This window comes from Enterobacter cloacae complex sp. P27C (assembly GCF_014895705.1).
GTDB lineage: Bacteria > Pseudomonadota > Gammaproteobacteria > Enterobacterales > Enterobacteriaceae > Enterobacter > Enterobacter bugandensis.
In genome coordinates this window covers 1-25,121 of the sequence record NZ_JADBQB010000019.1, presented here as the reverse complement: position 1 = coordinate 25,121, position 25,121 = coordinate 1, and the positions used below count along the sequence as shown (strand labels likewise).

General features: G+C 51.8%; 26 protein-coding genes and 1 other annotated feature. Of the genes, 15 read left to right on the top strand and 11 right to left on the bottom strand.

The genetic code is table 11. The features are described 5' to 3' along the window. The 6 genes from IM291_RS21720 to ugd all read left to right on the top strand — a co-directional run. A partial coding sequence (locus IM291_RS21720) for an O-antigen polymerase (RefSeq protein WP_192987631.1) occupies positions 1 to 735 on the top strand: 735 nt, incomplete at its 5' end. Next, entirely contained in the window at positions 701 to 1,597 is an 897-nt protein-coding gene (locus IM291_RS21715) for a glycosyltransferase family 2 protein (RefSeq protein ID WP_048999130.1), read from the top strand. The genes IM291_RS21720 and IM291_RS21715, both read left to right, overlap by 35 nt. A gap of 40 nt (positions 1,598 to 1,637) precedes the next feature. Then, the gene (locus IM291_RS21710; protein WP_192987629.1) at positions 1,638 to 2,507 is read left to right on the top strand and encodes a rhamnosyltransferase; all 870 of its coding nucleotides are present in this window, start codon (positions 1,638 to 1,640) and stop codon (positions 2,505 to 2,507) included. A 74-nt stretch (positions 2,508 to 2,581) separates the two neighbouring features. Then, positions 2,582 to 3,694 carry a glycosyltransferase family 4 protein gene (locus IM291_RS21705; RefSeq protein ID WP_192987627.1) on the top strand — a complete coding sequence of 371 codons (1,113 nt, stop codon included), beginning with the start codon at positions 2,582 to 2,584 and terminating at the stop codon, positions 3,692 to 3,694. Between the two features lie 208 nt (positions 3,695 to 3,902). Then, complete coding sequence (gndA, locus tag IM291_RS21700) at positions 3,903 to 5,309, top strand: NADP-dependent phosphogluconate dehydrogenase (RefSeq protein WP_028013772.1); 1,407 nt, start codon at positions 3,903 to 3,905, stop codon at positions 5,307 to 5,309. 225 nt (positions 5,310 to 5,534) lie between these two features. Then, positions 5,535 to 6,701: a UDP-glucose 6-dehydrogenase gene (gene ugd, locus IM291_RS21695; RefSeq protein WP_192987626.1), complete on the top strand. Its 1,167-nt coding sequence runs from the start codon at positions 5,535 to 5,537 to the stop codon at positions 6,699 to 6,701. A gap of 51 nt (positions 6,702 to 6,752) precedes the next feature. Here ugd and IM291_RS21690 read toward each other — a convergent pair whose 3' ends face one another. Next, positions 6,753 to 7,757 carry an NAD-dependent epimerase gene (locus IM291_RS21690; protein ID WP_045260398.1) on the bottom strand — a complete coding sequence of 335 codons (1,005 nt, stop codon included), beginning with the start codon at positions 7,755 to 7,757 and terminating at the stop codon, positions 6,753 to 6,755. Between the two features lie 192 nt (positions 7,758 to 7,949). Here IM291_RS21690 and wzzB point away from each other — a divergent pair, with 192 nt between their 5' ends. Beyond that, a complete protein-coding gene (gene wzzB, locus IM291_RS21685; RefSeq protein WP_045260397.1) occupies positions 7,950 to 8,930 on the top strand; it encodes an LPS O-antigen chain length determinant protein WzzB in 981 nt (326 codons plus the stop codon). Between the two features lie 40 nt (positions 8,931 to 8,970). Here the strand turns inward: wzzB and hisIE are convergent, their stop codons facing one another. The 9 genes from hisIE to hisL all read right to left on the bottom strand — a co-directional run bounded on the left by hisIE (position 8,971) and on the right by hisL (position 16,187). Beyond that, complete coding sequence (gene hisIE / locus IM291_RS21680; protein WP_045260396.1) at positions 8,971 to 9,582, bottom strand: bifunctional phosphoribosyl-AMP cyclohydrolase/phosphoribosyl-ATP diphosphatase HisIE; 612 nt, start codon at positions 9,580 to 9,582, stop codon at positions 8,971 to 8,973. After that, positions 9,576 to 10,352 carry an imidazole glycerol phosphate synthase subunit HisF gene (hisF, locus tag IM291_RS21675; RefSeq protein ID WP_192971321.1) on the bottom strand — a complete coding sequence of 259 codons (777 nt, stop codon included), beginning with the start codon at positions 10,350 to 10,352 and terminating at the stop codon, positions 9,576 to 9,578. The genes hisIE and hisF overlap by 7 nt, the downstream gene beginning before the upstream one ends. Next, positions 10,334 to 11,071, bottom strand: a complete 738-nt coding sequence (hisA, locus tag IM291_RS21670) for a 1-(5-phosphoribosyl)-5-[(5-phosphoribosylamino)methylideneamino]imidazole-4-carboxamide isomerase (RefSeq protein ID WP_041909171.1) — start codon at positions 11,069 to 11,071, stop codon at positions 10,334 to 10,336. The genes hisF and hisA overlap by 19 nt, the downstream gene beginning before the upstream one ends. Next, the gene (gene hisH, locus IM291_RS21665; RefSeq protein WP_192987625.1) at positions 11,071 to 11,661 is read right to left on the bottom strand and encodes an imidazole glycerol phosphate synthase subunit HisH; all 591 of its coding nucleotides are present in this window, start codon (positions 11,659 to 11,661) and stop codon (positions 11,071 to 11,073) included. Before hisH ends, hisA begins: the two co-directional genes overlap by 1 nt. Then, entirely contained in the window at positions 11,661 to 12,728 is a 1,068-nt protein-coding gene (hisB, locus tag IM291_RS21660) for a bifunctional histidinol-phosphatase/imidazoleglycerol-phosphate dehydratase HisB (protein ID WP_028013764.1), read from the bottom strand. The genes hisH and hisB overlap by 1 nt, the downstream gene beginning before the upstream one ends. After that, positions 12,725 to 13,786 (bottom strand): histidinol-phosphate transaminase, encoded by a 1,062-nt coding sequence (gene hisC / locus IM291_RS21655; protein ID WP_028013763.1) that lies wholly within the window; start codon positions 13,784 to 13,786, stop codon positions 12,725 to 12,727. Before hisC ends, hisB begins: the two co-directional genes overlap by 4 nt. Then, positions 13,783 to 15,087: a histidinol dehydrogenase gene (gene hisD, locus IM291_RS21650; protein WP_192987624.1), complete on the bottom strand. Its 1,305-nt coding sequence runs from the start codon at positions 15,085 to 15,087 to the stop codon at positions 13,783 to 13,785. Before hisD ends, hisC begins: the two co-directional genes overlap by 4 nt. A 5-nt stretch (positions 15,088 to 15,092) precedes the next feature. After that, positions 15,093 to 15,992: an ATP phosphoribosyltransferase gene (hisG, locus tag IM291_RS21645; RefSeq protein WP_000886595.1), complete on the bottom strand. Its 900-nt coding sequence runs from the start codon at positions 15,990 to 15,992 to the stop codon at positions 15,093 to 15,095. A gap of 45 nt (positions 15,993 to 16,037) precedes the next feature. Then, positions 16,038 to 16,161, bottom strand: a sequence feature (His leader region). Continuing rightward, positions 16,137 to 16,187 (bottom strand): his operon leader peptide, encoded by a 51-nt coding sequence (hisL, locus tag IM291_RS21640; RefSeq protein WP_001364200.1) that lies wholly within the window; start codon positions 16,185 to 16,187, stop codon positions 16,137 to 16,139. (Overlaps the previous feature by 25 nt.) Positions 16,188 to 16,362: 175 nt before the next feature. On the opposite strand from hisL, the gene IM291_RS21635 reads away from it, so the two are divergent. The 4 genes from IM291_RS21635 to plaP all read left to right on the top strand — a co-directional run bounded on the left by IM291_RS21635 (position 16,363) and on the right by plaP (position 19,788). After that, positions 16,363 to 17,187 carry an SDR family oxidoreductase gene (locus IM291_RS21635; protein WP_028013761.1) on the top strand — a complete coding sequence of 275 codons (825 nt, stop codon included), beginning with the start codon at positions 16,363 to 16,365 and terminating at the stop codon, positions 17,185 to 17,187. 41 nt (positions 17,188 to 17,228) lie between these two features. Then, entirely contained in the window at positions 17,229 to 18,158 is a 930-nt protein-coding gene (locus IM291_RS21630) for a LysR substrate-binding domain-containing protein (protein WP_049137393.1), read from the top strand. Positions 18,159 to 18,377: 219 nt separating this feature from the next. Beyond that, positions 18,378 to 18,440 carry a membrane protein YoeI gene (gene yoeI / locus IM291_RS21625; RefSeq protein ID WP_099458931.1) on the top strand — a complete coding sequence of 21 codons (63 nt, stop codon included), beginning with the start codon at positions 18,378 to 18,380 and terminating at the stop codon, positions 18,438 to 18,440. After that, a complete protein-coding gene (plaP, locus tag IM291_RS21620) occupies positions 18,430 to 19,788 on the top strand; it encodes a putrescine/proton symporter PlaP (RefSeq protein WP_028013759.1) in 1,359 nt (452 codons plus the stop codon). Before yoeI ends, plaP begins: the two co-directional genes overlap by 11 nt. 58 nt (positions 19,789 to 19,846) lie before the next feature. Here the strand turns inward: plaP and sbcB are convergent, their stop codons facing one another. Continuing rightward, entirely contained in the window at positions 19,847 to 21,283 is a 1,437-nt protein-coding gene (sbcB, locus tag IM291_RS21615) for an exodeoxyribonuclease I (protein WP_370551817.1), read from the bottom strand. A 198-nt stretch (positions 21,284 to 21,481) separates the two neighbouring features. Here sbcB and dacD point away from each other — a divergent pair, with 198 nt between their 5' ends. The 4 genes from dacD to IM291_RS21595 all read left to right on the top strand — a co-directional run bounded on the left by dacD (position 21,482) and on the right by IM291_RS21595 (position 24,886). Then, positions 21,482 to 22,648 (top strand): serine-type D-Ala-D-Ala carboxypeptidase DacD, encoded by a 1,167-nt coding sequence (gene dacD / locus IM291_RS21610; RefSeq protein ID WP_192971370.1) that lies wholly within the window; start codon positions 21,482 to 21,484, stop codon positions 22,646 to 22,648. A 119-nt stretch (positions 22,649 to 22,767) separates the two neighbouring features. Further along, positions 22,768 to 23,241: a DNA gyrase inhibitor SbmC gene (gene sbmC / locus IM291_RS21605; RefSeq protein WP_028013756.1), complete on the top strand. Its 474-nt coding sequence runs from the start codon at positions 22,768 to 22,770 to the stop codon at positions 23,239 to 23,241. Between the two features lie 92 nt (positions 23,242 to 23,333). After that, the gene (locus IM291_RS21600) at positions 23,334 to 24,392 is read left to right on the top strand and encodes an FUSC family protein (protein WP_028013755.1); all 1,059 of its coding nucleotides are present in this window, start codon (positions 23,334 to 23,336) and stop codon (positions 24,390 to 24,392) included. A gap of 158 nt (positions 24,393 to 24,550) precedes the next feature. Continuing rightward, positions 24,551 to 24,886 carry a DUF496 family protein gene (locus IM291_RS21595; RefSeq protein ID WP_028013754.1) on the top strand — a complete coding sequence of 112 codons (336 nt, stop codon included), beginning with the start codon at positions 24,551 to 24,553 and terminating at the stop codon, positions 24,884 to 24,886. The last annotated feature ends 235 nt before the right edge of the window (positions 24,887 to 25,121 follow it).

The window sequence follows — 25,121 nt, the reverse complement described above, 5'->3', positions numbered from 1 at the left end:
GGAAGACTAGCATTACTATCACTTTTCTCTTCATGTTTTTTACTTATAACATCACGCAAACTATTTTTATTGAGTTTTGTACTTGCTGTTCCTATGTTACTTTTACTTGGTGCCAAAGTACTTGTTTTACTCTATTTGTCAACAATACTTATTTTAACTCCGAAACGATTAAAATTATCGAAAGTTATTCTTTTTGGCGGCGGCTTTATATTATGCTTCTTGGGAGTTATGAGTTTGCGATATCCAGATGCTCCCCCGAGTCTGATGTTTTATTATCTCTACAATTATATGTCAGGTGGAATATTAGCTTTTTCACAATTAACTGATACTCCCTCAGATACCTTCGGGTTCTACTCTTTTAGAAATATTTATTTGTGGCTGGGCTTCCTGTATCCTTTTAAAATCGCAAATATTGTCCAAGAGTGGGTATTTGTTCCGTTTCCTACAAATATATATACATACTTGCGCCCTTATTTTATGGATTTTGGATATTTTTCAATTATTTTTCCGGCGTTTTTGGGTTTCATTTCTGGCCGTATATATACATGGAAATACAAAAACGTCCGGGCTTATTATATCGTATACCCCATTACTCTTTATGCAATATTGATGCAATTAATAGATGATCAATATTTTACATGGTTAGCAAATTGGATTTTGCTTATTTTTGTTGGGTATTTAATGACGTGTGGAAGAAAAAATGTTAAAGATAGCGGCGTTAATAGTCACATTTAACCCAGATACCAAAGTTCTTGCTAAGCTTGTTGACCGTTTAAAAACATCCCAATTACTTTTAGACATTCATTTAGTGGACAATGCTAGCAATAATGCAAAAGTCCTGAAGGATACGTACTTACCTGAACATAATTATATTTTTTTGTCGGAGAATTTAGGGTTAGCTGGAGCACAAAACATCTTACTTCAAAAAATTATGAATTCTGACTCAGATGCAGTGCTCTTTTTTGATCAAGATTCAGAACCGACTGATGAGTTTATTACTTCCCTTACTCAAGGCTTACTTAATCTCAAATCAAAAGGCAATAAAGTTGGTGCCGTTGGGCCTGTATTTTATGATCCAAGAACGGGAACAAAAACACCGTTTTCGTTGATTCAGGGATGCCGTATCAGGAGTATCCATCCAGAGTCCAGCGACCCACTTAAAGTTTCTTTCCTTATTAATTCCGGTATGTTGGTACCTGTTCAAACATTAAAAGATGTAGGTCTAATGCGAGATGAATTATTTATAGATTATATTGATATTGAGTGGTGTTTGAGGGCCGCAAAAGAGGGGTATTCTTTTTATGCTGTACCAAATGCCCAAATGAGTCATACAATTGGAGATGCTCGAAAGGTTTTTCTGGGAAGAGAGGTTAGTATACATAGTCCGTTAAGACGCTATTATCTTGCAAGAAATTCTATTTATATGATGAGATTATCATATGTACCTGTTGGTTATAAATTTAGAGAGATCATTTTCTCTACAATTCGTACTTTAATGTTTGTCGCCTGTGTGGATAAAAAACTTACATATATAAAATATATATTCCGCGGATGGAAAGATGGCATTCAGAAAAAATACGGGAAGTATGCTGGTTAAGTATAAGCAACGGTATAAGATTTTATTTAAGGAGTTTTAATTGATTAGCTCGGTCACTGTTACATATAATCCAGACCTTGATTGTTTTAAGGCGCAACTTCAATCTCTTCAACAGCAATTAGATCACTGTGTAGTTGTTGATAATGGTTCAAAGAATGTAGCTGACATTGAAGATCTCTGCCAGCAGTTTAAATATGATCTGATTAAATTAGATACTAATCGAGGGCTCTCTTACGCGCAAAACATTGGTATCGAAAATGCTATATCTCGCGGTGCCGAATATTTATTACTTCTTGATCAAGACAGTGTATTAGGTGCAAATTTCATCAGCGCCATGAGTAAGATGTACACTCAGTACAACGTTGGTATCCTGGGTCCTTCTTTTTATGATCCGCACACAAACGAATTTTATTGGGGCACAAACTACATCGGTCCATTTATTAAACGAACGCCAATAGAAGAAATAACAGATGTCACCTACGTTATTGCATCTGGCTCTTTCTTTTCTTCTGAAGTTTACGAGAAAGTTGGTAAAATGGAAGAAGCATTGTTCGTGGATTATATTGACGTGGAGTGGGCCCTGCGTGCTAAAAAATTAGGGTATCGCGTTGCAATGACTAATCAGGCGTCAATGGCTCATACGATTGGTGATTCAAGGCTGAATCTGTTAGGACGTAAAATATCTGTTCATAGCCCAATGCGACGTTACTTTTTGGTCAGAAATAGCTTTTTTATGATCAGAAAGCCATATATCCCAGTGGGTTATAAGATCCGTGAGGTTTTCCTTAATTTTGCGCGTGCAGCAATATCTTTAATTCTTAATAAAGAAAAAAAGAAAACGTTGATGATGATCTTTTACGGTATTTCTGATGGTCTTTCCGGAAGATTTGGACCATTCAAAAGACATTAATACCAGGTGTAGCTGTCTCGTTGCAAGTTAATGAGCGTTAGTAACGATATACTTATCGGACTGTTTCAAAAACTATGAAAATTCTTTATATAATTACACGCGCGAATGAAATCGGTGGGGCTCAAACTCATTTGCGTGATATGACATCTGGTTTAATAAAGGATGGTCATCAAGTTGAGTTAATCGTTGGAGAGCAAGGTGCTCTGGTTGATGAGGTTCGCGCATTAAATGTGAAAGTTCATATTATCCCTGAGCTGGTAAGGGAAATATCGCCTTATAAAGATATTAAATGCGCTTTAATTATACGCAAAATTATAAAAGAATTTTCTCCGGATGTTATTGCACTTCATTCTTCTAAAGCTGGAATTGTAGGAAGATTGGCAGCTCTTTTCCTGAAAATTCCTGTTGTTTTCACCGTACACGGTTGGTCATTCGCAAATGGTGTTAATGATAAGAAACGTCGTTTGTACATTGTTATTGAACGATTATTCAGTAAAATTACTGATGAAATAATCACAGTCTCTGCTCAGGATAAACAACTTGCAATAGAACATAACGTTGCGTCTGCCAGTCAGCAAACGGTCATCCATAATGGCGTGCCGTTAAAAAGTGCTGCTCCTCATGTTTACCATACTCATGACGTAGTGAAGTTGATTTCGGTAGCTCGTTTTTCAGAACAGAAAGATCATGAAAGCTTATTGAAAGCGTTGAGTCGATTAGAAACAAGAAACTGGGCGTTGACGCTGGTAGGAAAAGGCCCCAGGTTAGATGAGATGAAACAGCTTTCACAGGATCTTGGAATTAGCGAAAATGTACTGTTTACAGGCGAACGTTTAGACGTTGATGCCTTGCTGGCAGACAGTGATATTTTCCTGTTAATTTCTAACTGGGAAGGTTTCCCTATCAGTATTCTCGAGGCTATGCGTGCAGGATTGCCTGTTTTAGCATCAGACGTTGGTGGCGTTTCTGAATCTGTCATTGATGGCAAAACGGGATATCTCGTTCCTCGTGCAGATATTGATGCCATTAAAAACAGACTCGCTGACTTAATTAATGATAGTGCTTTACGTGTTGAATTAGGCAAGTCAGGAAATAAATTTTTCCTTGAAAACTTCTCATTCAATGCAATGTATAATAAAACGGTTGAACTTTATCAAAAAGCAATTAATAAAAAACATAATAAATAATAGAAATTGTTATCTGCTGTGATTTTGTTCATTAATAAATAAACTATACCTACACGCTTTGTGGGGATTTAATATATCCCGTACTGTGTCGTCTTGCGTGATCAAGGCCACAAATGCCTACCTCTGTCCCTGATTTATGAGTTAAGATTCTTGCAAATTATATCTGTCGGGGTTATCCGACAGTGACCACACCTGACAGGAGTATGTAATGTCCAAGCAACAGATCGGCGTTGTCGGTATGGCAGTGATGGGGCGCAACCTGGCGCTCAACATCGAAAGCCGTGGTTATACCGTCTCCGTTTTCAACCGCTCCCGTGATAAGACTGAAGAAGTGATTGCCGAAAACCCAGGCAAGAAACTCGTTCCTTTCTATACGGTAAAAGAATTTGTTGAGTCTCTGGAAACGCCCCGTCGTATCCTGTTAATGGTAAAAGCAGGCGCGGGTACCGATGCAGCTATCGACTCCCTGAAGCCTTACCTCGAAAAAGGTGACATCATAATTGATGGCGGTAACACCTTCTTCCAGGACACCATTCGTCGTAACCGCGAACTGTCCGCTGAAGGCTTCAACTTCATCGGTACCGGTGTATCCGGTGGCGAAGAAGGCGCGCTGAAAGGCCCATCCATCATGCCTGGCGGCCAGAAAGAAGCGTACGAACTGGTTGCGCCAATCCTGACTAAAATTGCAGCCGTTGCTGAAGATGGCGAGCCGTGTGTGACCTATATCGGTCCGGACGGTGCGGGTCACTATGTCAAAATGGTGCACAACGGCATCGAATATGGCGATATGCAGCTGATTGCAGAAGCATACTCCCTGCTGAAAGGCGGCCTGAATCTCTCTAACGAAGAGCTGGCTGAGACCTTTACCGAGTGGAACAAAGGCGAGCTTAACAGCTATCTGATCGACATCACCAAAGATATCTTCACGAAGAAAGATGAAGAGGGTAAATACCTGGTTGATGTGATTCTGGATGAAGCAGCGAACAAAGGTACCGGTAAATGGACCAGCCAGAGCTCTCTGGATCTGGGCGAGCCGCTGTCTCTGATCACCGAATCCGTCTTTGCGCGTTATATCTCTTCTCTGAAAGAGCAGCGCGTTGCGGCTTCTAAAGTGCTGTCTGGCCCACAGGCTAAACCAGCCGGTGACAAAGCTGAGTTCGTCGAGAAAGTTCGTCGCGCCCTGTACCTGGGTAAAATCGTCTCGTACGCGCAGGGCTTCTCACAGCTGCGTGCGGCGTCTGACGAGAACAACTGGGACCTGAACTACGGCGAGATCGCGAAGATCTTCCGCGCGGGTTGCATCATTCGTGCGCAGTTCCTGCAAAAAATCACCGATGCCTATGCTGAAAACGCAGGTATCGCTAACCTTCTGCTGGCACCGTACTTTAAGAAGATTGCAGACGAGTACCAGCAGGCGCTGCGTGACGTGGTTGCCTACGCTGTACAGAACGGTATCCCGGTTCCAACCTTCTCCGCTGCGGTGGCGTATTACGATAGCTACCGCGCTGCCGTTCTGCCTGCCAACCTGATTCAGGCACAGCGTGACTACTTCGGCGCGCATACTTACAAGCGCACGGATAAAGAAGGCGTGTTCCACACCGAATGGATGGAATAAGTTAATTTACTCGCTTTCATCAAACCCGGAGCCTGTCTCCGGGTTTTTTTATGCAAAAAATGCCGCGCATTATTCGAAGTAGTCTGAATCTCATCCCCCTCGTTGTGATTACTCCTGGTTTGCCTTGACAGTGCTGTTTGCCAGGAGGTACAAAGCCCAACAGTTATGTTTATCGCGATGGTCTGCCGGCCATCAATACAGTTAACTAAAAGAAGTCATTAGCGAATGAAAATAACAATTTCCGGAACAGGGTATGTCGGTCTTTCTAACGGCATTCTGATTGCTCAGAACCATGAAGTGGTTGCGCTGGATATCGTGCAGGCCAAAGTGGATATGCTCAATCAGAAGAAATCGCCGATTGTCGACAAAGAAATCCAGGACTATCTCAGCAACAAACCGCTGAATTTCCGCGCCACGACAGATAAAGAAGATGCATACCGCGATGCGGATTACGTCATCATTGCGACGCCTACTGACTACGATCCAAAAACCAATTACTTCAACACCTCAACCGTAGAAGCGGTTATCAAAGATGTTATTGCGGTCAATCCTGATGCGGTGATGGTTATTAAATCAACCATTCCTGTCGGCTTTACCAAATCCATCAAAGAAAAGTTTGGTATCGATAATATTTTCTTCTCGCCTGAGTTCCTGCGTGAGGGGAGAGCGCTTTATGATAACCTGCATCCTTCCCGTATCGTTATTGGCGAACGCTCTGATCGCGCTGAACGTTTCGCTGCGCTGCTTCAGGAAGGCGCAGTGAAGAAAGATATTCCGGTGCTGTTCACAGACTCCACCGAAGCGGAGGCAATTAAGCTTTTCGCAAATACCTATCTGGCAATGCGAGTCGCGTACTTCAATGAGCTCGACAGCTATGCAGAAAGTCTTGGACTGAATACCCGCCAGATTATTGAAGGGGTTTGCCTCGACCCGCGTATTGGCAACCACTACAACAACCCCTCATTTGGCTACGGCGGTTATTGCCTGCCAAAAGATACCAAGCAGCTGCTGGCAAACTACCAGGCTGTGCCGAATAACCTGATATCGGCGATTGTTGACGCTAACCGGACGCGTAAAGATTTTATCTCCGATTCTATTCTTGCGCGTCAGCCGAAAGTGGTCGGCGTGTTTCGTCTGATCATGAAGAGCGGTTCCGATAACTTCCGCGCCTCTTCCATTCAGGGGATCATGAAGCGCATCAAGGCGAAAGGCGTTGAGGTTATTATTTATGAACCGGCCATGCAGGAAGATCAGTTCTTCAATTCCCGCGTGATCCGCGATCTGGATGCTTTTAAGAAGGAAGCGGATGTCATCATCTCGAACCGCATGGCCGAAGAGCTTGCTGACGTCGCTGACAAAGTCTATACCCGCGATCTGTTCGGTAGCGACTAATTCTATTATGTTAAAATAAAAAACCCGGCTGATTTGCCGGGTTTTTTATTTTCAGACTTTGTAAAACTCGCGGTACCAGTCAACGAAGTTCTTCACGCCGTCTTTAACCGAGGTTTGCGGTTTGAAACCGATCACGTCATAGAGCGCTTTCGTGTCGGCGCTGGTTTCCAGGACGTCGCCCGGCTGGAGTGGCAACATATTTTTCTCGGCTTTCTTACCCAGCGCCTCTTCCAGCGCGGTGATGTAGTCCATCAGTTCTACTGGCGAACTGTTACCGATGTTGTAAACGCGGTAAGGTGCTGAACTGGTTGCCGGTGAGCCAGTCTCGACGGTCCAGTTTGCGTCAGGATGGGGAATAACATCCTGCAAGCGGATAATTGCTTCAGCGATATCATCGATGTAGGTGAAATCGCGCTTCATCTTGCCGTAGTTATAGACATCGATGTTTTTACCTTCAATCATCGCCTTAGTAAACTTAAACAGCGCCATGTCCGGGCGTCCCCACGGACCGTATACGGTAAAGAAGCGCAGTCCGGTGGTCGGCAGGTTGTAGAGATGCGAATAGGTGTGCGACATCAGCTCATTGGCTTTTTTGGTCGCGGCATAGAGTGAAACCGGGTGATCTACGGAATCGTCAGTGGAGAAGGGCATCTTACGGTTGAGGCCATATACGGAGCTGGATGAGGCATACAGCAAATGCTGAACGTGGTTATGGCGGCAGCCTTCCAGCACGTTGAGGTGGCCAATAAGGTTGGCATCGGCGTACGCATGCGGGTTTTCCAGGGAGTAGCGTACGCCTGCCTGTGCGGCCAGGTGAATAACGCGATCGAACTTCTCGTCAGCGAAAAGCGCAGCCATACCTTCCCGGTCAGCTAATTCCATCTTGTGGAAGGTGAATCGCTCAGATTGTAGCCGTTCCAGACGTGCCAGCTTTAAATTAACATCGTAATAGTCGTTCAGGTTATCAATACCGACAACCTCATGACCGCCCTCAATGAGGCGTTTGCTGACATTCGAACCGATAAAACCCGCTGCACCCGTTACCAGAAATTTCATATCTTTCCTCAAATACCCAACGCTTACAGATGCGATAACGCATCACATGGTGACTATGATAGCGCGAAGGGGGCGAGTTACATAACGCATCTTTCCGATATAACTCATCGGATTCTTATAGAAAAATCCCCAGCAATAGATAAACTATGAAAACACAATTATGTTTGCCCTTTTTCATCTGTTAGGGAATGTATGACGCACAACAACAATAGCCAGGTCATCCGAAGCAATGACCCTGAGCAAATTGATTTACTTGATTTAGTGCTGCAGCTGTGGCGTGGGAAGTGGATGATAGCAACGTTTGTTGTTGTTTTTATTGCACTTGCTGTCGGTTATCTTACTTTCGCGAAAGAAAAGTGGACCTCAACCGCAATTATTGCGCAACCTGATGTCGCTCAAATTGCAACATATTCTAATGCGTTGAATATCCTCTACGGTAGCGCTGCACCCTCAATGCTTGATGTTCAAACACGCGCTATTGGTCGTTTCAATTCTTCCTTCTCTGCATTGGCACAGGCACTGGAAAATCAGGACGAACCTGAAAAACTGACAATCGAGCCTGCTGTTAAAGGGGAATCGCTCCCGTTGAGTGTTTCCTACACCAGTACTTCCGCAGAAGCGGCGCAGAAGCAGCTTGCGCAATATATCCAGCAGGTTGATGAGCAAACTTCCAAAGAGCTCACGGTTGACCTGCAAAACAGCATCAAAGAGCAGATTAAAACCCTGAACGATTCTCTGGTAAACCAGGAGAAGGTCGCTCAGGAGCAGAAAGACCTGCGTATTAAACAAATTACCGAAGCGCTGAAAAACGCTGAGGCGGCGAAAATCTCCTCGCCACAGATTCAACAAACTCAGGATGTGACCCAGGAAACAATGTTCCTCCTGGGAAGCGTAGGGCTGAAATCGATGATTGAAAACGAAGCCTCTCGTCCCCTGGTCTTTTCTGCTGCATACTATCAGACCAGGCAAAACCTGCTGGACATCCAAAACCTGAACGTTAAGCCGGACACAATACACGTCTACCGTTACGTCATGAAGCCGGATCTGCCCGTTCGTCGCGATAGCCCGAAAAAAGCCATTGTGCTGATTCTTGCCGTGCTGCTGGGCGGAATGATTGGTTCCGGTGTGGTATTAGGGCGTAACGCATTACGCAACTATAAGCCAAAAGCCTGATTTGCAGATTAAAAAAAACCGGGGAAAATCCCCGGTTTTTTTATTTATGACGCTTTCGTAGATTCTCAATCACCGCCGTCAAATCCAGTTCCTGATCCTGCAGCAGCACCAGCAGGTGATACATCAAATCCGACGCTTCATTCGTCAACTCTTCCCGGTCGTGTACGGTCGCGGCCAGCGCCGTCTCAACACCTTCTTCACCCACCTTCTGCGCAATACGCTTAGTCCCGCTGGCATACAGCTTCGCGGTATAGGAGCTCTCAGGATCCGCGGATTTACGCTCCGCCAGGAGTTGCTCAAGCTGATACAGGAACAGCCACTGGTGACTCGCCTCGCCGAAGCAGCTGCTGGTGCCTTTATGGCAGGTTGGGCCGATTGGGTTCACCAGCACCAGCAGGGTGTCGTTATCGCAGTCTGGCGTCATGCTGACCACGTTCAGGAAGTGCCCCGAGGTTTCCCCTTTGGTCCACAGGCGCTGCTTCGTGCGCGAGAAAAACGTCACTTTGCCGCTGTCGATTGTTTTTGCCAGCGCGTCCTGGTTCATGTATCCCAGCATCAGCACTTCGCCTGAGACGGCATGCTGTACAACCACCGGCAGTAATCCGTCAGTTTTTTCCCAGTCCAACTGCGCCTGTTGTTGCTCTGTTAACATACCCTGATCTCCACGCCCTGGTCGGCCAGGTACGTTTTTAACTCGCCAATATTGATAATCTGTTTGTGGAACACGGACGCGGCCAGCGCGCCGTCGACGTTCGCATCGCGTAAGGCTTCCAGGAAGTGTTCCATGGTGCCCGCGCCGCCGGAGGCAATCAGCGGAACGTGGCACACCGCGCGAACTTTCTTCAGCTGCTCAAGATCGTAACCGTTACGCACGCCGTCCTGGTTCATCATGTTCAGCACAATCTCACCTGCGCCGCGCTTCTGCACTTCCTGCACCCAGTCGAGCGTTTCCCACTGCGTCACGCGCGTCCGGCTTTCATCGCCGGTATATTGGTTAACGTGATATTTGCCGGTCGCGGCGTCGAACCAGGTATCAATCCCTACCACTATGCACTGCACGCCAAAGCGATCGGCCAGGCGGGTAATCAGTTCCGGCTCGGCCAGAGCAGGGGAGTTGATGGAAATCTTGTCGGCGCCAAAAGAGAGAATTTTGGCGGCGTCATCAGCAGACTTAATCCCGCCCGCCACGCAGAACGGAATATCAATCACTTCCGCCACGCGCGCGACCCAGCTTTTATCGACCACGCGGCCATCGCTGGAGGCGGTGATATCATAGAAGACCAGTTCGTCAGCGCCTTCATCAGCATAGCGTTTTGCCAGCGGGACGATATCGCCAATGATCTCGTGGTTGCGGAACTGCACGCCTTTCACAACCTGACCATCGCGCACGTCAAGACAAGGAATTATCCGTTTTGCCAGCATTGAATCGCCTCCGTCACCGTAAATTTACCTTCCAGCAGGGCCCGGCCCACAATCACGCCCTGTACCCCCGTTCCGCGCAGCGCGGCGATATCGGCTAAGTCACCGATGCCGCCAGATGACTGGAATGCCACCTGCGGATAACGGGCGCAAACTTCTTCATATAAAGAAACGTTGGAACCCGCCAGCGTGCCGTCGCGCGAGATGTCCGTGCACAGCACGTGCTTCAGGCCCACAGGGAGATACGTTTCGACCAGCGCTTCCAGCGTTACGCCGGAATTTTCCTGCCAGCCGCTGACCGCCACCTGTTTATTACCCTGTTCGTCAATGCGCACGTCCAGCGCCAGTACCAGGGCGTCGGCGCCAAAGCGGCGGAACCAGCCCTTCACCGTCTCAGGCTCTTTCACGGCGGTTGAACCGACCACCACGCGCGCCACGCCCGCATCCAGCAGAGCCGCCACGTCGTCTTCGGTGCGCACGCCGCCGCCGACCTGCACGGGCACGTCAACACCAGCAACCAGTTTTTTCAGCAGCGGGATCTGGCGCTTCGCCGGATCTTTCGCGCCCGTTAAATCCACCAGATGCAGCACCTGTGCACCCTGGGCGGCATAATCCTGCAGGCGCGGCAGCGGGTCCTTTCCGTAGTCGCGCTGTTGACCGTAATCGCCCTGATGAAGACGGACAACCGTGCCGTCAATTAAATCTAACGCGGGAATAATCATCACATCTCCAGGAAGTTTTTCAGCAGCTGCGCGCCCGCGGCGCCAGAGCGTTCCGGGTGAAACTGCACGCCGAAGAAATTGTCTTTCTGCACCGCCGCGGTAAACGCCTCGCCATAATTGCACTGGGCGATGGTATTGACGTTCACCGGCATGGCGTAACTGTGCACGAAGTAAAAGTACGCGCCGTCTTCGATGCCGCGAAACAGCCGGTCACCCGCTTTGGCGTAAACTCGGTTCCAGCCCATATGCGGCAGAGGCAGGCCGTGGTCGGTCATTTTCGGTACGTCTTCGTCGATAATGCCCAGCAGGTCAACGCCGTTGCTCTCTTCGCTGCGGCGGCCAAGAAGCTGCATGCCCAGGCAAATCCCCAGCACCGGCTGGGTACAGGCTTTGATCAAATCGACCAGATCGCGTTCGCGAATCTGATCCATCGCCGCCTGCGCGGTGCCAACGCCCGGTAGGAAAAGCTTGTCAGCGCGCAATACAATGTCCGGATCGCGGCTCACCACCGGCTCATAGCCGTGGCGCGCGATGGCCGATTTCACGGAGTTGAGGTTGGCGCATCCGGTATCCAGAATCACCACGTTCATTACAACACTCCTTTCGACGAGGGCAGGGCATCGCCTTCCACGCGGATCGCCTGGCGAAGCGTACGGCCAAAGGCTTTAAACAGGCTCTCCACGCGGTGGTGATCGTTTTTGCCTTTGGTTTTCAGGTGCAGCGTCAGTCCCATGGTATAGGACAGGGAACGGAAGAAGTGCTCCACCATTTCGGTGCTGAGATCGCCGACGCGCTGGTAGGTGAAATCAGCTTTGTATTCCAGGTGCGGACGACCCGAGATGTCCATGGCGCAGCGCGCCAGGCACTCGTCCATCGGCAGGACGAAGCCGAAACGGTTGATGCCGCGCTTGTCGCCGAGCGCCAGCTTCAGGGCTTCACCCAGCGCCAGGCCGGTATCTTCCACGGTGTGGTGATCGTCAATATAAAGGTCGCCTTTTACCGCGATCTCCATGCGGAAACCACCGTGGGTGGCAATCTGGTCCAGCATGTGGTCAAAGAAACCGACGCCGGTGTGGATCTTGCTGCCGCCTTCACGGTCCAGCCATACCTTTACATCAATCTGCGTCTCTTTGGTGTTACGCTCAACGTGGGAATAGCGGTCGCGTTTTGTCAGTTGCTCGCCAATCTTTGCCCAGTTAAGGTCGTTACGATCGTAGCGCAGCCCCGCGATGCCCATGTTTTCCGCCAGCGTAATATCGGTGATGCGATCGCCGATGACGTAGCTGTTGGTTTTATCCAGCATATCTTCGGCCAGATAGCGCTCAACCAGCTTCACCTTTGGCTTACGGCAGTCGCACTCGTCGGCTGGCATGTGCGGGCAAATCAGCACTTCATCAAATACCACGCCCTGAGAGGTCAGCACCTGCATCATCAGGTTATGCGGGCCGTCAAAGTCCGCCTGCGGGAAACTGTCCGTACCCAGACCGTCCTGGTTGGTAATCATTACCAGCTTATAGCCCGCTTTCTGAAGCTTAAGCAGCACCGGGATCACGTCCGGTTCAAAAGCCAGCTTGTCGAAACGATCGACCTGGAAATCGGCTGGTGGCTCCGAAATAAGGGTGCCGTCACGATCGATGAAAAGGATCTTCTGGGTCATACTTTCTCCGCTTTCAGGGCGTCAATGACGCGCTGGCTCTCTGCGCGGGTGCCTACGGTGATACGTAAACAGCCACTCAGGGAAGGTTGTTTATTCTGGTCTCGTAAGATAATGCCCTGATCCCATAAAGATTTAAATACGGCACTGGAGGCGGTGAAGCGCGCCAGGATGTAGTTGGTTTCCGAGTCGAACACCTGCTCGACGCAAGGGATGTCTTTCAGCGCGGTGACAAGGTACTGACGTTCCTCCAGGATCTGCGCCACGCGTTCGCGCATCGCGTTGATACCCTGAGGCGTCAGCGCCTGTGCCGCAATATCGGCAACCGGCGTTGAGAGCGGGTACGGGGCGATCACTTTCAGCAGCAGGTCGATAACCTCTTTATTCGCCAGCGTAAACCCGCAGCGCAGGCCCGCGAGGGCGAAGGCTTTTGACAACGTGCGCAGCACAACGAGATGCGGATACTCTTCCAGCCAGCCCGTCAGCGTCGCCTGCGGGCAGAACTCGATGTAGGCCTCGTCGGCCACCACCAGCGCTTTACCACGGGTCATCTCTAGCAGGGTGCGGATATCCTGCGGGTTAATAATCTGCCCGGTGGGGTTATTTGGGCTGCAGACGAAGACGACCTTCACGCCGTCGAGATTGTCGGCAATGCCCTGTAAATCGAGCTGCCAGTTCTCCAGCGCCTGGACGTTGCGGCACGCCACGCCGAAGGTTTCGGCGCTGACGCTGTACATGCCGTACGTGGGCTGGCAGTACATCACCGCGTCTTTGCCCGGCTCGCAGAACGCGCGGATCAGTAGCTCAATGCCCTCATCCGCGCCGCGGCTTACCAGTACCTGCTCCGGCTTCACACCCGCGTACTGGGCGTAGTTTTCAATCACCGCTTTTGGCTGACACTCCGGATAGCGGTTCAGCGTTTGCTGCGACAGCTCAAATTGCACCGCAGTCGGGAATTCGTTGGCGTTCAGCCAGACGTCCCCGTTTCCACCCAGACGACGCGCAGACTGGTAAGGCGTCAGGCGGCGGACATTTTCGCGGGCTAATTCTTCAATGTTCATGCTTGCTCCTTCAGGGCGGCAACGCGCAGCGTCACGGCGTTTTTGTGGGCGGTCAGACGCTCGGCGGCGGCCAGGGTTTCAATAGTAGAAGCCAGTGAAGCAAACCCCTCGCGGGACAGCTCCTGCACGGTCATGCGTTTCTGGAAATCCGCCAGGCCGAGGCTGGAACAGGTAGAGGTGTAGCCATACGTTGGCAGCACGTGGTTGGTGCCGGAGGCGTAATCCCCTGCGGACTCCGGTGACCAGTCGCCGAGGAACACCGAGCCCGCGCTGGTGATGCTGTCGACCAGATCGCGCGCTTTGCGGGTCTGAATAATCAGGTGCTCCGGGCCGTACTGGTTGGAGATGGCGATGCACTGCTCGAGATCGCGCGCCACAATCAGGCGGCTGGCCGCTAACGCCTGACGTGCCGTGTCGGCGCGGGGCAGGTCGGCAAGCTGGCGTTCAACGGCTTCGCCCACGCGTTTCGCCATATCGGCATCCGGCGTCAGCAGGATGACCTGCGAGTCCGGGCCGTGTTCTGCCTGTGAAAGCAGGTCGGAGGCCACGAAGTCCGGCGTTGCGCCGCTGTCGGCAATGACCAACACTTCAGACGGACCGGCAGGCATATCGATGGCCGCACCGTCGAGACGCTGGCTGACCTGGCGCTTGGCTTCGGTCACATACGCATTTCCCGGGCCAAAGATTTTGTCGACTTTAGGAATGGACTCCGTCCCGAACGCCAGGGCGGAAATCGCCTGCGCGCCGCCCACTTTATACACCGCCTGCACGCCGCAGAGTTTTGCCGCGTAGAGGATCTCATCGGCGATCGGTGGCGGAGAGCACAGCACTACTTTCTGGCATCCGGCGATACGCGCCGGCGTGGCGAGCATTAATACGGTCGAAAACAGCGGCGCTGAACCACCAGGGATATAAAGTCCCACTGACGCAACCGGGCGCGTCACCTGCTGGCAACGCACGCCGGGCAGGGTTTCGACATCCACGGTCTGCAGCTTCTGCGCGGTGTGGAAGGTATCAATGTTTTTCACCGCAACGGCCATCGCCTGCTTGATGTCGTCACCCAGACGATTACTGGCATCAATGATTTCATGCTCCGTAACCTGCAATGCGCCGACTTCCGTCTTATCAAACTTTGCACTGTATTCACGCAGGGCGTCATCGCCACGGGCTTTGACGTTATCCAGGATCTCCGCCACGGTGCGTGAGATGCTCTCAGAGGCGGAAATCGCCGGGCGCATCAGCAGCTCACGCTGTTGCTCGTCGCTACAATTATTCCAGTCGATGATTGTGTTAAAGCTCATGGCCATTACTCCATCATCTTCTCAATTGGCAGCACCAGGATGGAGCTTGCGCCCAGCGCCTTCAGTTTTTCCATGGTTTCCCAGAACAGGGTTTCGCTGCTCACCATGTGCATCGCCACGCGCTGCTGATCGCCCGCCAGCGGCAGGATGGTTGGGCGCTCAGCGCCCGGCAGCAGGGCAATCACTTCATCCAGACGCTCGGTTGGGGCGTGCATCATGATGTATTTGGACTCACGCGCCTGAATCACGCCCTGAATACGGGTCAGCAGCTTGTCGATCAGCTGCTGTTTGGCGTCGGCCATCTCGCCGTCGCGCTGAATCAGGCACGCTTTAGAGCGGTAAATCACTTCCACTTCGCGCAGACCGTTCGCTTCCAGCGTCGCGCCGGTCGAGACGAGGTCACAGATGGCGTCCGCCAGACCCGCACGCGGTGCAACTTCAACGGAGCCGTTCAGCAGGCAGGATTTAAACTGCACGCCTTTCTGGTCGAGATAACGCTTCAACAGGTGAGGGTAAGAGGTGGCGATACGTTTGCCGTTCAGCGCGGCCGGGCCGTCCCACGCTTCATCAACCGGCGTGGCCAGCGACAGGCGGCAGCCGCCGAAGTCCAGACGACGCAGGGTGAAGTAACGCGGGTCTTCACCCTGCGCGCGGCGGGTCAGCAGCTCTTCTTCCAGCACGTTTTCACCGATGATACCGAGGTCAACGACGCCGTCCATCACAAGGCCGGGAATATCGTCATCACGCACGCGCAGAATGTCGATCGGCATGTTTTCAGCCAGAGCAATCAGGCGCTGGGTGTGCAGGTTGATTTTGATCCCGCAGCGGGCCAACAGTTCGCGTGAATCGTCACTTAAACGGCCTGATTTTTGAATAGCTATGCGTAAACGTGAGTTATCTAACATTCTTTATTCCTCGTTAACCTGTTTTAACCTGTCTGAATTTGGTCCAAAAAAAAGCCCCCGGAAGAAGATCTTCCGGGGGCTTTTTCATGCGTTCATGCACCACTGGAAGATCCAAACGTCTTCCAGCACACATCGCCTGAAAGACTAGTCAGGATGATGGTGATGATGGTGGTGTTTAAATTGAACGCGTGTCATATAAATTCTCGATGAATGCTTATTCATTTGATGTCTTTTAACCTAAACCAGTTGTACGACATATTGCAAGGGCTTTTTTTGATCATTAATTCATTTCATATTGATGCTATGAATTGTGTGTTCTGCCGGGCTGGCGTAGCCTTATGAAAGACGAGTGAGAGTCAGGAGAATTCGCATGAAAAAGGTCGCGATTGTCGGTTTAGGATGGCTGGGAATGCCGCTGGCGATGTCATTAGCCGCGAAAGGCTGGCAGGTGACCGGGAGCAAGACCACCCGGGATGGGGTCGAAGCGGCACGCATGTGCGGTATTGATGGCGTTGAACTGCGTCTGGAGCCGGAGCTGGTGTGTGATGCGGACGATCTGGACACGCTGATGAACGTAGATGCGCTGGTGATTACGCTACCCGCACGGCGCAGTGGCCCGGGCGAATCATTCTACCTGCAGGCGATGCAGGAGATTGTCGACAGCGCGCTGGCGCATCACGTCCCGCGCATCATTTTTACCAGCTCGACGTCGGTTTATGGCGATGCTGAGGGCGTGGTGAAAGAGAGTTCCGAGCGCCGTCCCGTAACCGCGAGCGGTCAGGTCCTGAAAGAGCTGGAAGACTGGCTGCATAACCTTCCCGGCACGCAGGTCGATATCGTTCGTCTGGCGGGGCTGGTTGGCCCGGGGCGTCATCCGGGGCGCTTCTTTGCCGGTAAGACGGCACCAGACGGTCAGCATGGCGTGAATCTTGTGCATCTTGAAGATGTTATTGGCGCGATTGAGCTACTCTTACAGGCTCCAAAAGGCGGACACATCTATAATATATGTGCACCGTCTCATCCGGCGCGCAGCACGTTTTACCCGCTCATGGCACGCCAGCTTGGGTTGGCTCCGCCGGTTTTTGGTGAGGCAAAGAACGAAAGTAAAGGCAAAATTGTTGATGGCAATCGCATTTGCCATGAGCTGGGGTTTGAGTATCAGTATCCCGATCCGCTGGTGATGCCCATGGAATAAGCCCCGCAGCGGAGACCGTCGCACACCGAAAGGGGGCGAGCATGAAACCGCTGCTGGATGTTCTTATTATTCTGGATGCACTGGAAAAAGAGGGGAGCTTTGCGGCTGCCTCGGCAAAGCTTTACAAAACCCCTTCGGCCCTGAGCTACACCGTTCAAAAACTGGAAAGCGATCTTAACATACAGATCCTCGATCGCTCCGGGCACCGCGCGCGGTTTACCCGCACCGGGCAGATGCTGCTGGAAAAAGGCCGTGACGTTCTTCATACCGTTCGCGAGCTGGAAAAGCAGGCCGTCAAGCTCCATCAGGGATGGGAGAATGAGCTGGTGATTGGCGTGGATGATACCTTTCCGTTTTCTCTACTGACGCCGCTCATTGAAGCGTTTTACCAGCATCACAGCGTCACCCGGCTGATCTTCATCAACGGGGTGCTGGGCGGCTCCTGGGAGGCTTTAACCCAGGGCAGGGCGGACATCTTTGTCGGTGCCCTGCATGAGCCTCCCCAGTTGAGTGACTTTGGCTTTGCCCGCCTGGGCGTGCTGGAGCAGGTATTTGCCGTGGCGCCCCATCATCCGCTGGCTCAGGAGCCTGATCCTCTTAACCGCCGCGTTATTAAGGGGTACCGCGCAATAGTAGTCGGGGACAGCTCTCGCCCCGAATGTGCGGTTTCCTCGCAGCTGCTGGATGAGCAGGAGGCCATTACCGTTTTTGACTTTAAAACCAAGCTGGAGCTGCAAATTAGCGGCCTGGGCTGCGGCTATTTACCGCGCTACCTGGCGCAGCGCTTTATTGATAGCGGTGCGCTTGTTGAAAAACAGGTGCTTGCGCAAAGCAGTAACGAATCGGTGTGGGTCGGCTGGAATGAACAAACCGCCGGGCTGGCCAGCGCCTGGTGGCGGGACGAAATTTTAGCAAATAGTGCTATCGCCGCAGTTTACTCTCAGGGGAGCGCCGAGAAATCAGCCAGTTAGAAAAAAGAAAATGACCCGGTGCGTTGCAAAGTATTGCCTTTTGTATCCGATGTGGGGCAAAATGCCGCCGCTGCAACCAAATGAATAATCGACGATATAAAAGGCGTCGGTTATTTTTTTTTGCATGTACGAAACGAAACTAAAAACCAAGAGGCCGGGCTTCGTACCGGATAGATATTTACTAAAATCCGACAGTTGTTGTCGCTGAGGAAGAAAGAAATGGGGCAATTTTTCGCTTACGTGGCGGTTATCACCGTAAAGGAGAATAACTATGTCGCATAACGCAACTCCAAACACCTCTCGCGTGGAATTACGTAAAACGCTTACGTTGATTCCGGTTGTTATGATGGGCCTTGCCTATATGCAACCGATGACGCTGTTCGATACATTCGGTATCGTATCGGGCCTCACTGACGGTCATGTGCCGACGGCTTACGGCTTTGCGCTGATTGCGATCCTCTTTACCGCGCTGAGCTACGGTAAACTGGTGCGTCGCTATCCGTCTGCAGGTTCCGCCTACACCTATGCCCAGAAATCCATCAGCCCGACGGTTGGCTTTATGGTGGGCTGGTCTTCGCTGCTCGACTACCTGTTCGCGCCGATGATCAACATTCTGCTGGCAAAAATCTATTTTGAAGCGCTGGTGCCATCGATTCCCTCGTGGATCTTCGTCGTGGCGCTGGTAGCCTTTATGACGGCCTTTAACCTGCGAAGCATCAAGTCTGTTGCCAACTTTAACTCCGTTATCGTTGTGCTTCAGGTTGTCCTGATTGCCGTGATTCTTGGCATGGTGATCTATGGCGTATTCCACGGCGAAGGCGCGGGCACCCTGGCGAGCAGCAAACCGTTCTGGTCTGGTGATGCGCATGTGATCCCGATGATTACCGGGGCGACGATTCTGTGCTTCTCCTTTACCGGTTTCGACGGGATTAGCAACCTGTCTGAGGAAACGAAGGATGCAGAGCGCGTGATCCCGCGTGCCATCTTCCTGACGGCGCTGATTGGCGGTCTGATCTTTATTTTCTCGACCTATTTCCTGCAACTGTACTTCCCGGATATCTCGCGCTTCAAGGATCCGGATGCGTCTCAGCCGGAAATCATGCTCTATGTGGCGGGTAAAGCGTTCCAGGTCGGCGCGCTGATCTTCTCCACCATCACCGTACTGGCGTCCGGTATGGCCGCGCATGCAGGCGTTGCGCGTCTGATGTACGTAATGGGTCGTGATGGCGTATTCCCGAAAAGCTTCTTCGGCTACGTGCATCCAACCTGGCGTACCCCGGCGATGAACATTATCCTGGTCGGTGCGATCGCGCTTCTGGCGATTAACTTTGACCTGGTGATGGCAACGGCGCTGATTAACTTCGGTGCGCTGGTGGCGTTCACCTTTGTTAACCTGTCGGTTATCTCTCAGTTCTGGATCCGTGAAAAGCGTAACAAGACGCTGAAAGATCACTTCCAGTATCTGTTCCTGCCGATGTGCGGTGCCCTGACCGTGGGCGCGCTGTGGGTTAACCTGGAAGAGAGCTCGATGGTGCTTGGCCTGATTTGGGCAGGTATCGGTCTGGTGTACCTGGCCTGCGTTACGAAGAGCTTCCGTAACCCGGTTCCTCAGTACGAAGACGTTGCTTAAGTCTTAACGTATCAAAAAAAAACCGGAGACCTTGTCTCCGGTTTTTTTATATCTCACTTCAGACTATCTCTTGCGCGTACTGGAACAGGGCTTTTAACAGGATCTGTTTTTCTGCATTGCCTTCATACTGGTTGTATAACGACTCAAGCTCCTGCGCGTAATGCTGCAGATACTCTGGCGTAAACACGTTTCGACGGTGCTGCAGCCAGCGCGCCTGTTCTGCTTCATCCAGCGTGCCGGGATAATTGCGCGCCCGGTAGTTAAACATCAGCTTTTCGATGCGCTTATCGGCGAAGGTGATGTCCAGCGCAGGTAAGTTACGCGGCTCGGTTTGCAGAACAATATTCATGGCTGCGCGGTCGGCATCGCTGAAGAAGCCGTTGTAGAGCTGGGCATCCACGTTTTCGGACGGCACGAACGACTCCGCCTCGGCGAAGATGGCGACCACTTTCTCGCGCACCTGCGGGTTATCGCGAAGCACTTTCAGGTTATCCAGGCAGTGCTGACGGTTAATGCCCAGCCTGTCGGCATCTTCCGGACGCAGCGTGTTCGCCTGCGCCAGCACCGGACATTTATTGATGTGCACCAGCTTAACCGGCACCGCAGGCAGATCCCCGAGTTCATTTTTCGGGGTGTAAAGCCGTTCGCGCAGGGTATCGCTGTCAAGCTCCAGCAGCGGCGAAATATCGCCCGCCAGGTCCACCATGATAACCGCATTACGGTTATCCGGGTGCCACGCCAGCGGCGCAACCCAGCTGGTATTGCCGCGCCAGGCGCCAAACATGCCGGAGATATGCACCAGGGGCTTCATCTGCGGTACGTCGATAAGGGTCATGAGCTTCTGCTTGCTTCGGTGGCTCAGCAGATATTCAAACAGCCGGGGCTGTGCGGTTTTCACCAGCTTCGCCATGGCAATGGTGGCATAAACGTCTGCCATCGCATCGTGGGCATTGCTGTGCTCGATGCCGTTGGCGCGCGTCAGGTGTTCCAGCCGGAAGCTGGTTAGCCCTTCCTCATTTTCCGGCCAGTTAATGCCTTCAGGGCGCAGGGCATAACAGGCGCGCATGATGTCGAGCAGATCCCAGCGTGAATTGCGGTTCTGCCAGCTCCAGGCGTACGGATCGTAGAAGTTGCGATAGAAGATATTGCGCGTCACTTCATCATCGAAGCGGATGTTGTTGTAACCGACCACGCAGGTATTAGGCACGGTAAACAGATCGTGGATGCGGCGGGCGAACTCTGCTTCGTTAACGCCTTTTTCCCGTGCTTCCTGCGGCGTGATCCCGGTGACCATTACCGCGCCGGGCTGCGGCAGGTAGTCATCAGCCGGTTTACAGTAAAAGACCTCAGGCTCGCCAATGATGTTGAATTCGTCATCGGTGCGGATGGCGGCAAACTGCGCCGGTCGGTCCAGCGCCGGATGCGTGCCAAAGGTTTCGTAGTCGTGGAATAAAAAAGTCGGGCGTGCGGCAGAGTCAGACACCAGTAATACCATCCTGTTAAAAAATGACGTCACTATGGTAAACGATCGTGCGGGTCAGACCGAATAAAAAGCGCCGCCGCGTCGCAAATTTGCGAGACCGCTTCCGCGTAAAACCTGCGTTCTGTCACATTTTTTTGCAATTAAGCCAGGTAACGACATCAGAAGTCCCGTAAAAAGGTCATCGATTTTTAATGACCTGAGGATATACCGTTGAAACGCCGTCTGTTTATTGCTGTTTCTTTACTCGCTTCGAGTGTCTCATCTGCTTTTGCGGCCGAACCACTGGATTTTTCGCCGCAGCCTCCGGCCATTCAGGCTGGCTCCTGGGTGCTGATGGATTACACGACTGGTCAAATTTTAACGGCGGGCAACGAACATCAGCAACGTAACCCGGCGAGCCTCACCAAACTGATGACGGGCTATGTGGTCGACCGGGCTATTGATAGCCACCGCATTACCCCGGATGACATTGTCACCGTAGGGCGTGACGCGTGGGCAAAGGGCAACCCGGTTTTTGACGGTTCGTCGCTGATGTTTCTGAAAGAGGGCGATCGCGTCACCGTGCGTGACTTAAGCCGCGGTCTGATTGTCGATTCCGGCAACGATGCCTGCGTGGCGCTGGCCGATCACGTGGCGGGCGGGCAGCCGCAGTTTGTGAAGATGATGAACGACTACGTGCAGAAGCTGAACCTGCGTGATACGCACTTTGAAACCGTCCACGGTCTGGACGCGCCGGGCCAGCACAGCTCGGCCTATGACCTGGCCGTGCTCTCCCGGGCCATCATTCACGGTGAGCCAGAGTTTTATCATATGTACAGCGAAAAGAGTCTCACCTGGAACGGCATCACCCAGCAAAACCGTAACGGCCTGCTATGGGATAAAACCATGAACGTGGACGGCCTGAAAACGGGGCATACCTCAGGAGCAGGCTTTAACCTTATTGCCTCCGCGGTGGACGGTCAGCGTCGTTTGATTGCGGTGGTGATGGGCGCAGACAGCCCGAAAGGGCGCGAGGACCAGGCCCGCAAACTGCTGCACTGGGGGCAGCAGAATTTCGATACGGTGCAGATCCTGCATAACGGTAAAAAAGTCGGAACAGAGCGTATCTGGTACGGCGATAAAGAACAGGTGAAACTGGGCACCGACCAGGACTTCTGGCTGGCCCTGCCGAAAGCGGAAGTACCGAACATCAAAGCCAAATACGTGCTGGATAAAAAAGAGCTGGAAGCACCGATTACCGCGCATCAGCGGGTCGGGGAGATCCAGCTCTATGACCGCGACAAGGTCGTGGCGCACTGGCCTCTGGTCACTCTGGAAGCCGTTGATAAGGGAGGCGTATTCTCACGCCTGAGCGATTATCTTCACCACACGCTTTAACCGCTGATGGGCAGACTGGCAGGGTTGCGAGTCTGCTCACATAATAAACACTCCTCGTTTGCCGATAATAGAAATCCTGCTTTATAGTGTATAAATATACAGTACTAATCGGAGGCAGCATGGACTACAGCATCAAGCAGCAACAGAAACGTAAGATTGCGGGTTTTCATCTTGTTGGGCCGTGGGAAAAAACGGTCAAGCAGGGTTTTGAACAGCTGGTCATGTGGGTAGACGGGCGTCACATTGAGCCGCTGGAGTGGGTGGCGGTCTACTACGATAACCCCGATGAGGTTCCGGCAGAAAAACTGCGCTGCGATACGGCCGTTACCGTACCGGATGATTTCGTCATCCCGGAAAACAGCGAAGGGGTGATGATGACGGAAATCGCGGCCGGTGATTATGCCGTGGCGACGGCGCGCGTGGAAAACTACGACTTTGCAACCCCGTGGTATCAGTTCTTTAATTCCCTGCTGCAGGATAATAAATATCAGATGGCGCTTAAGCCCTGCTTTGAGCGCTATCTCAATGATGGCAACGCGGACGGCTACTGGGATATTGAAATGTTTATCGCGGTAGAGCACAAAACGGTTTAAGCCTGCTCAATGAAGGGTTTTTCAGCCGGGAGCGATCCGCCCGGCTGAAAACACAGTACAATTGTGATTTGCCGTGTTGCTGGAGAGCGGGTGTGCGTCCCGACAAATCATTAACCCCTTTTGAAATTCGCTTATATAAACATTACCGCGTGGTGCACGGGTGTCGCATCGCGCTGGCGTTCGTGTTGACCTTTGTACTGGTCAGGTTGCTGGATATACCGGAAGGAACGTGGCCGCTGATCACGTTGGTGGTGGTGATGGGGCCAATCTCATTTTGGGGAAACGTTGTCCCGCGCGCCTTCGAGCGGATAGGTGGTACCGTGCTTGGCTCTGCTCTGGGGCTGATTGCCCTGAAGCTTGAGCTCATCTCATTTCCAGTGATGCTGGCATGGTGCGGTGCCGCCATGTTCCTGTGCGGCTGGCTGGCGCTGGGCAAACGGCCTTATCAGGCGCTGCTGATTGGTATCACTCTCGCGGTCGTGGTCGGCGCGCCAGCAGGGGATATGACCACGGCGATGTGGCGAAGCGGGGATGTTATTCTGGGCTCGCTGCTCGCCATGCTGTTTACCGGCATCTGGCCGCAGCGGGCTTTTCTGCACTGGCGTATCCAGATGGCTAACTACGTCACGGCGTTTAACCGCGTTTACCAGGCGGGGTTTTCACCGAATCTGGTTGAGCGTCCCCGGCTGGAAAAGCATCTGCAAACCATCCTCAACGACGTGGTCAAAATGCGCGGCCTGATAGTACCAGCCAGTAAAGAGACCCATATTCAGAAAGCGATTTTCGAAGCTATCCAGACGGTCAGCCGCAATCTGGTGTGCATGCTTGAACTGCAAATCAATGCGCACTGGGCCACGCGTCCCAGCCATCTGTTGATGCTTAACGCCCAGACCCTCAAAGAGACGCAGATGATGACGCAGCAGACCCTGCTGACCATCGCCCATGCGCTCTATGAAGGCAACCCGCAGCCCGTGCTGGCGAACAGCGAGCGGCTCAATGAAATCGTGGCGGAACTGAAGCAGTTAATCAACGAGCGGCAGGGCGATAACGTGGCGGAAACGCCCATTCACGGCTATGTCTGGCTGAGCCTGGAGCTAGCGCGACAGCTTGAGCTGCTATCGCACCTGATTTGTCGGGCGCTGCGCAAATAAAACGCGGATGTGACGCCTGCTGCTTCGATTCAGCAGCAATTGGGGTTATGATAGCTTTAAACGATATAGCCATTGTCATTCGCAGCCGCTGTCAGTAAGGTTATTGTTACAACGGTTGCTTTAACGAATCCGAATCTCACATTATCAGGGGTGTAAAAATGGAAACTATCAAGCCTTCGTTCCAGGATGTTCTGGAATTCGTCCGCCTGTTCCGCCGCAAAAACAAACTGCAGCGTGAAATCCAGGACGTTGAGAAGAAGATCCGTGACAACCAGAAACGTGTTCTGCTGCTCGACAACCTTAGCGACTACATCAAGCCGGGCATGAGCGTTGAAGCTATTCAGGGCATCATCGCCAGCATGAAGAGCGACTATGAAGACCGCGTTGATGATTACATCATCAAAAATGCCGAGCTGTCCAAAGAGCGTCGCGACATCTCTAAAAAGCTGAAAGTGATGGGCGAAATCAAAAACGCCGAAGCTAAAAGCGAATAATCGCAGCGAATTGTGAAAAAGGCTCTCTGGTGACAGGGAGCCTTTTTTATTTGACGATCAACGGTCCGCTGATTTGTAGGTCGGGTCAGGCGCAGCCACCAGCCGACAATTCTACCCGACGCAGAAAAGCAAAAAGCCTGCTACAAAGCAGGCTTTTTAAATTTGGCTCCTCTGACTGGACTCGAACCAGTGACATACGGATTAACAGTCCGCCGTTCTACCGACTGAACTACAG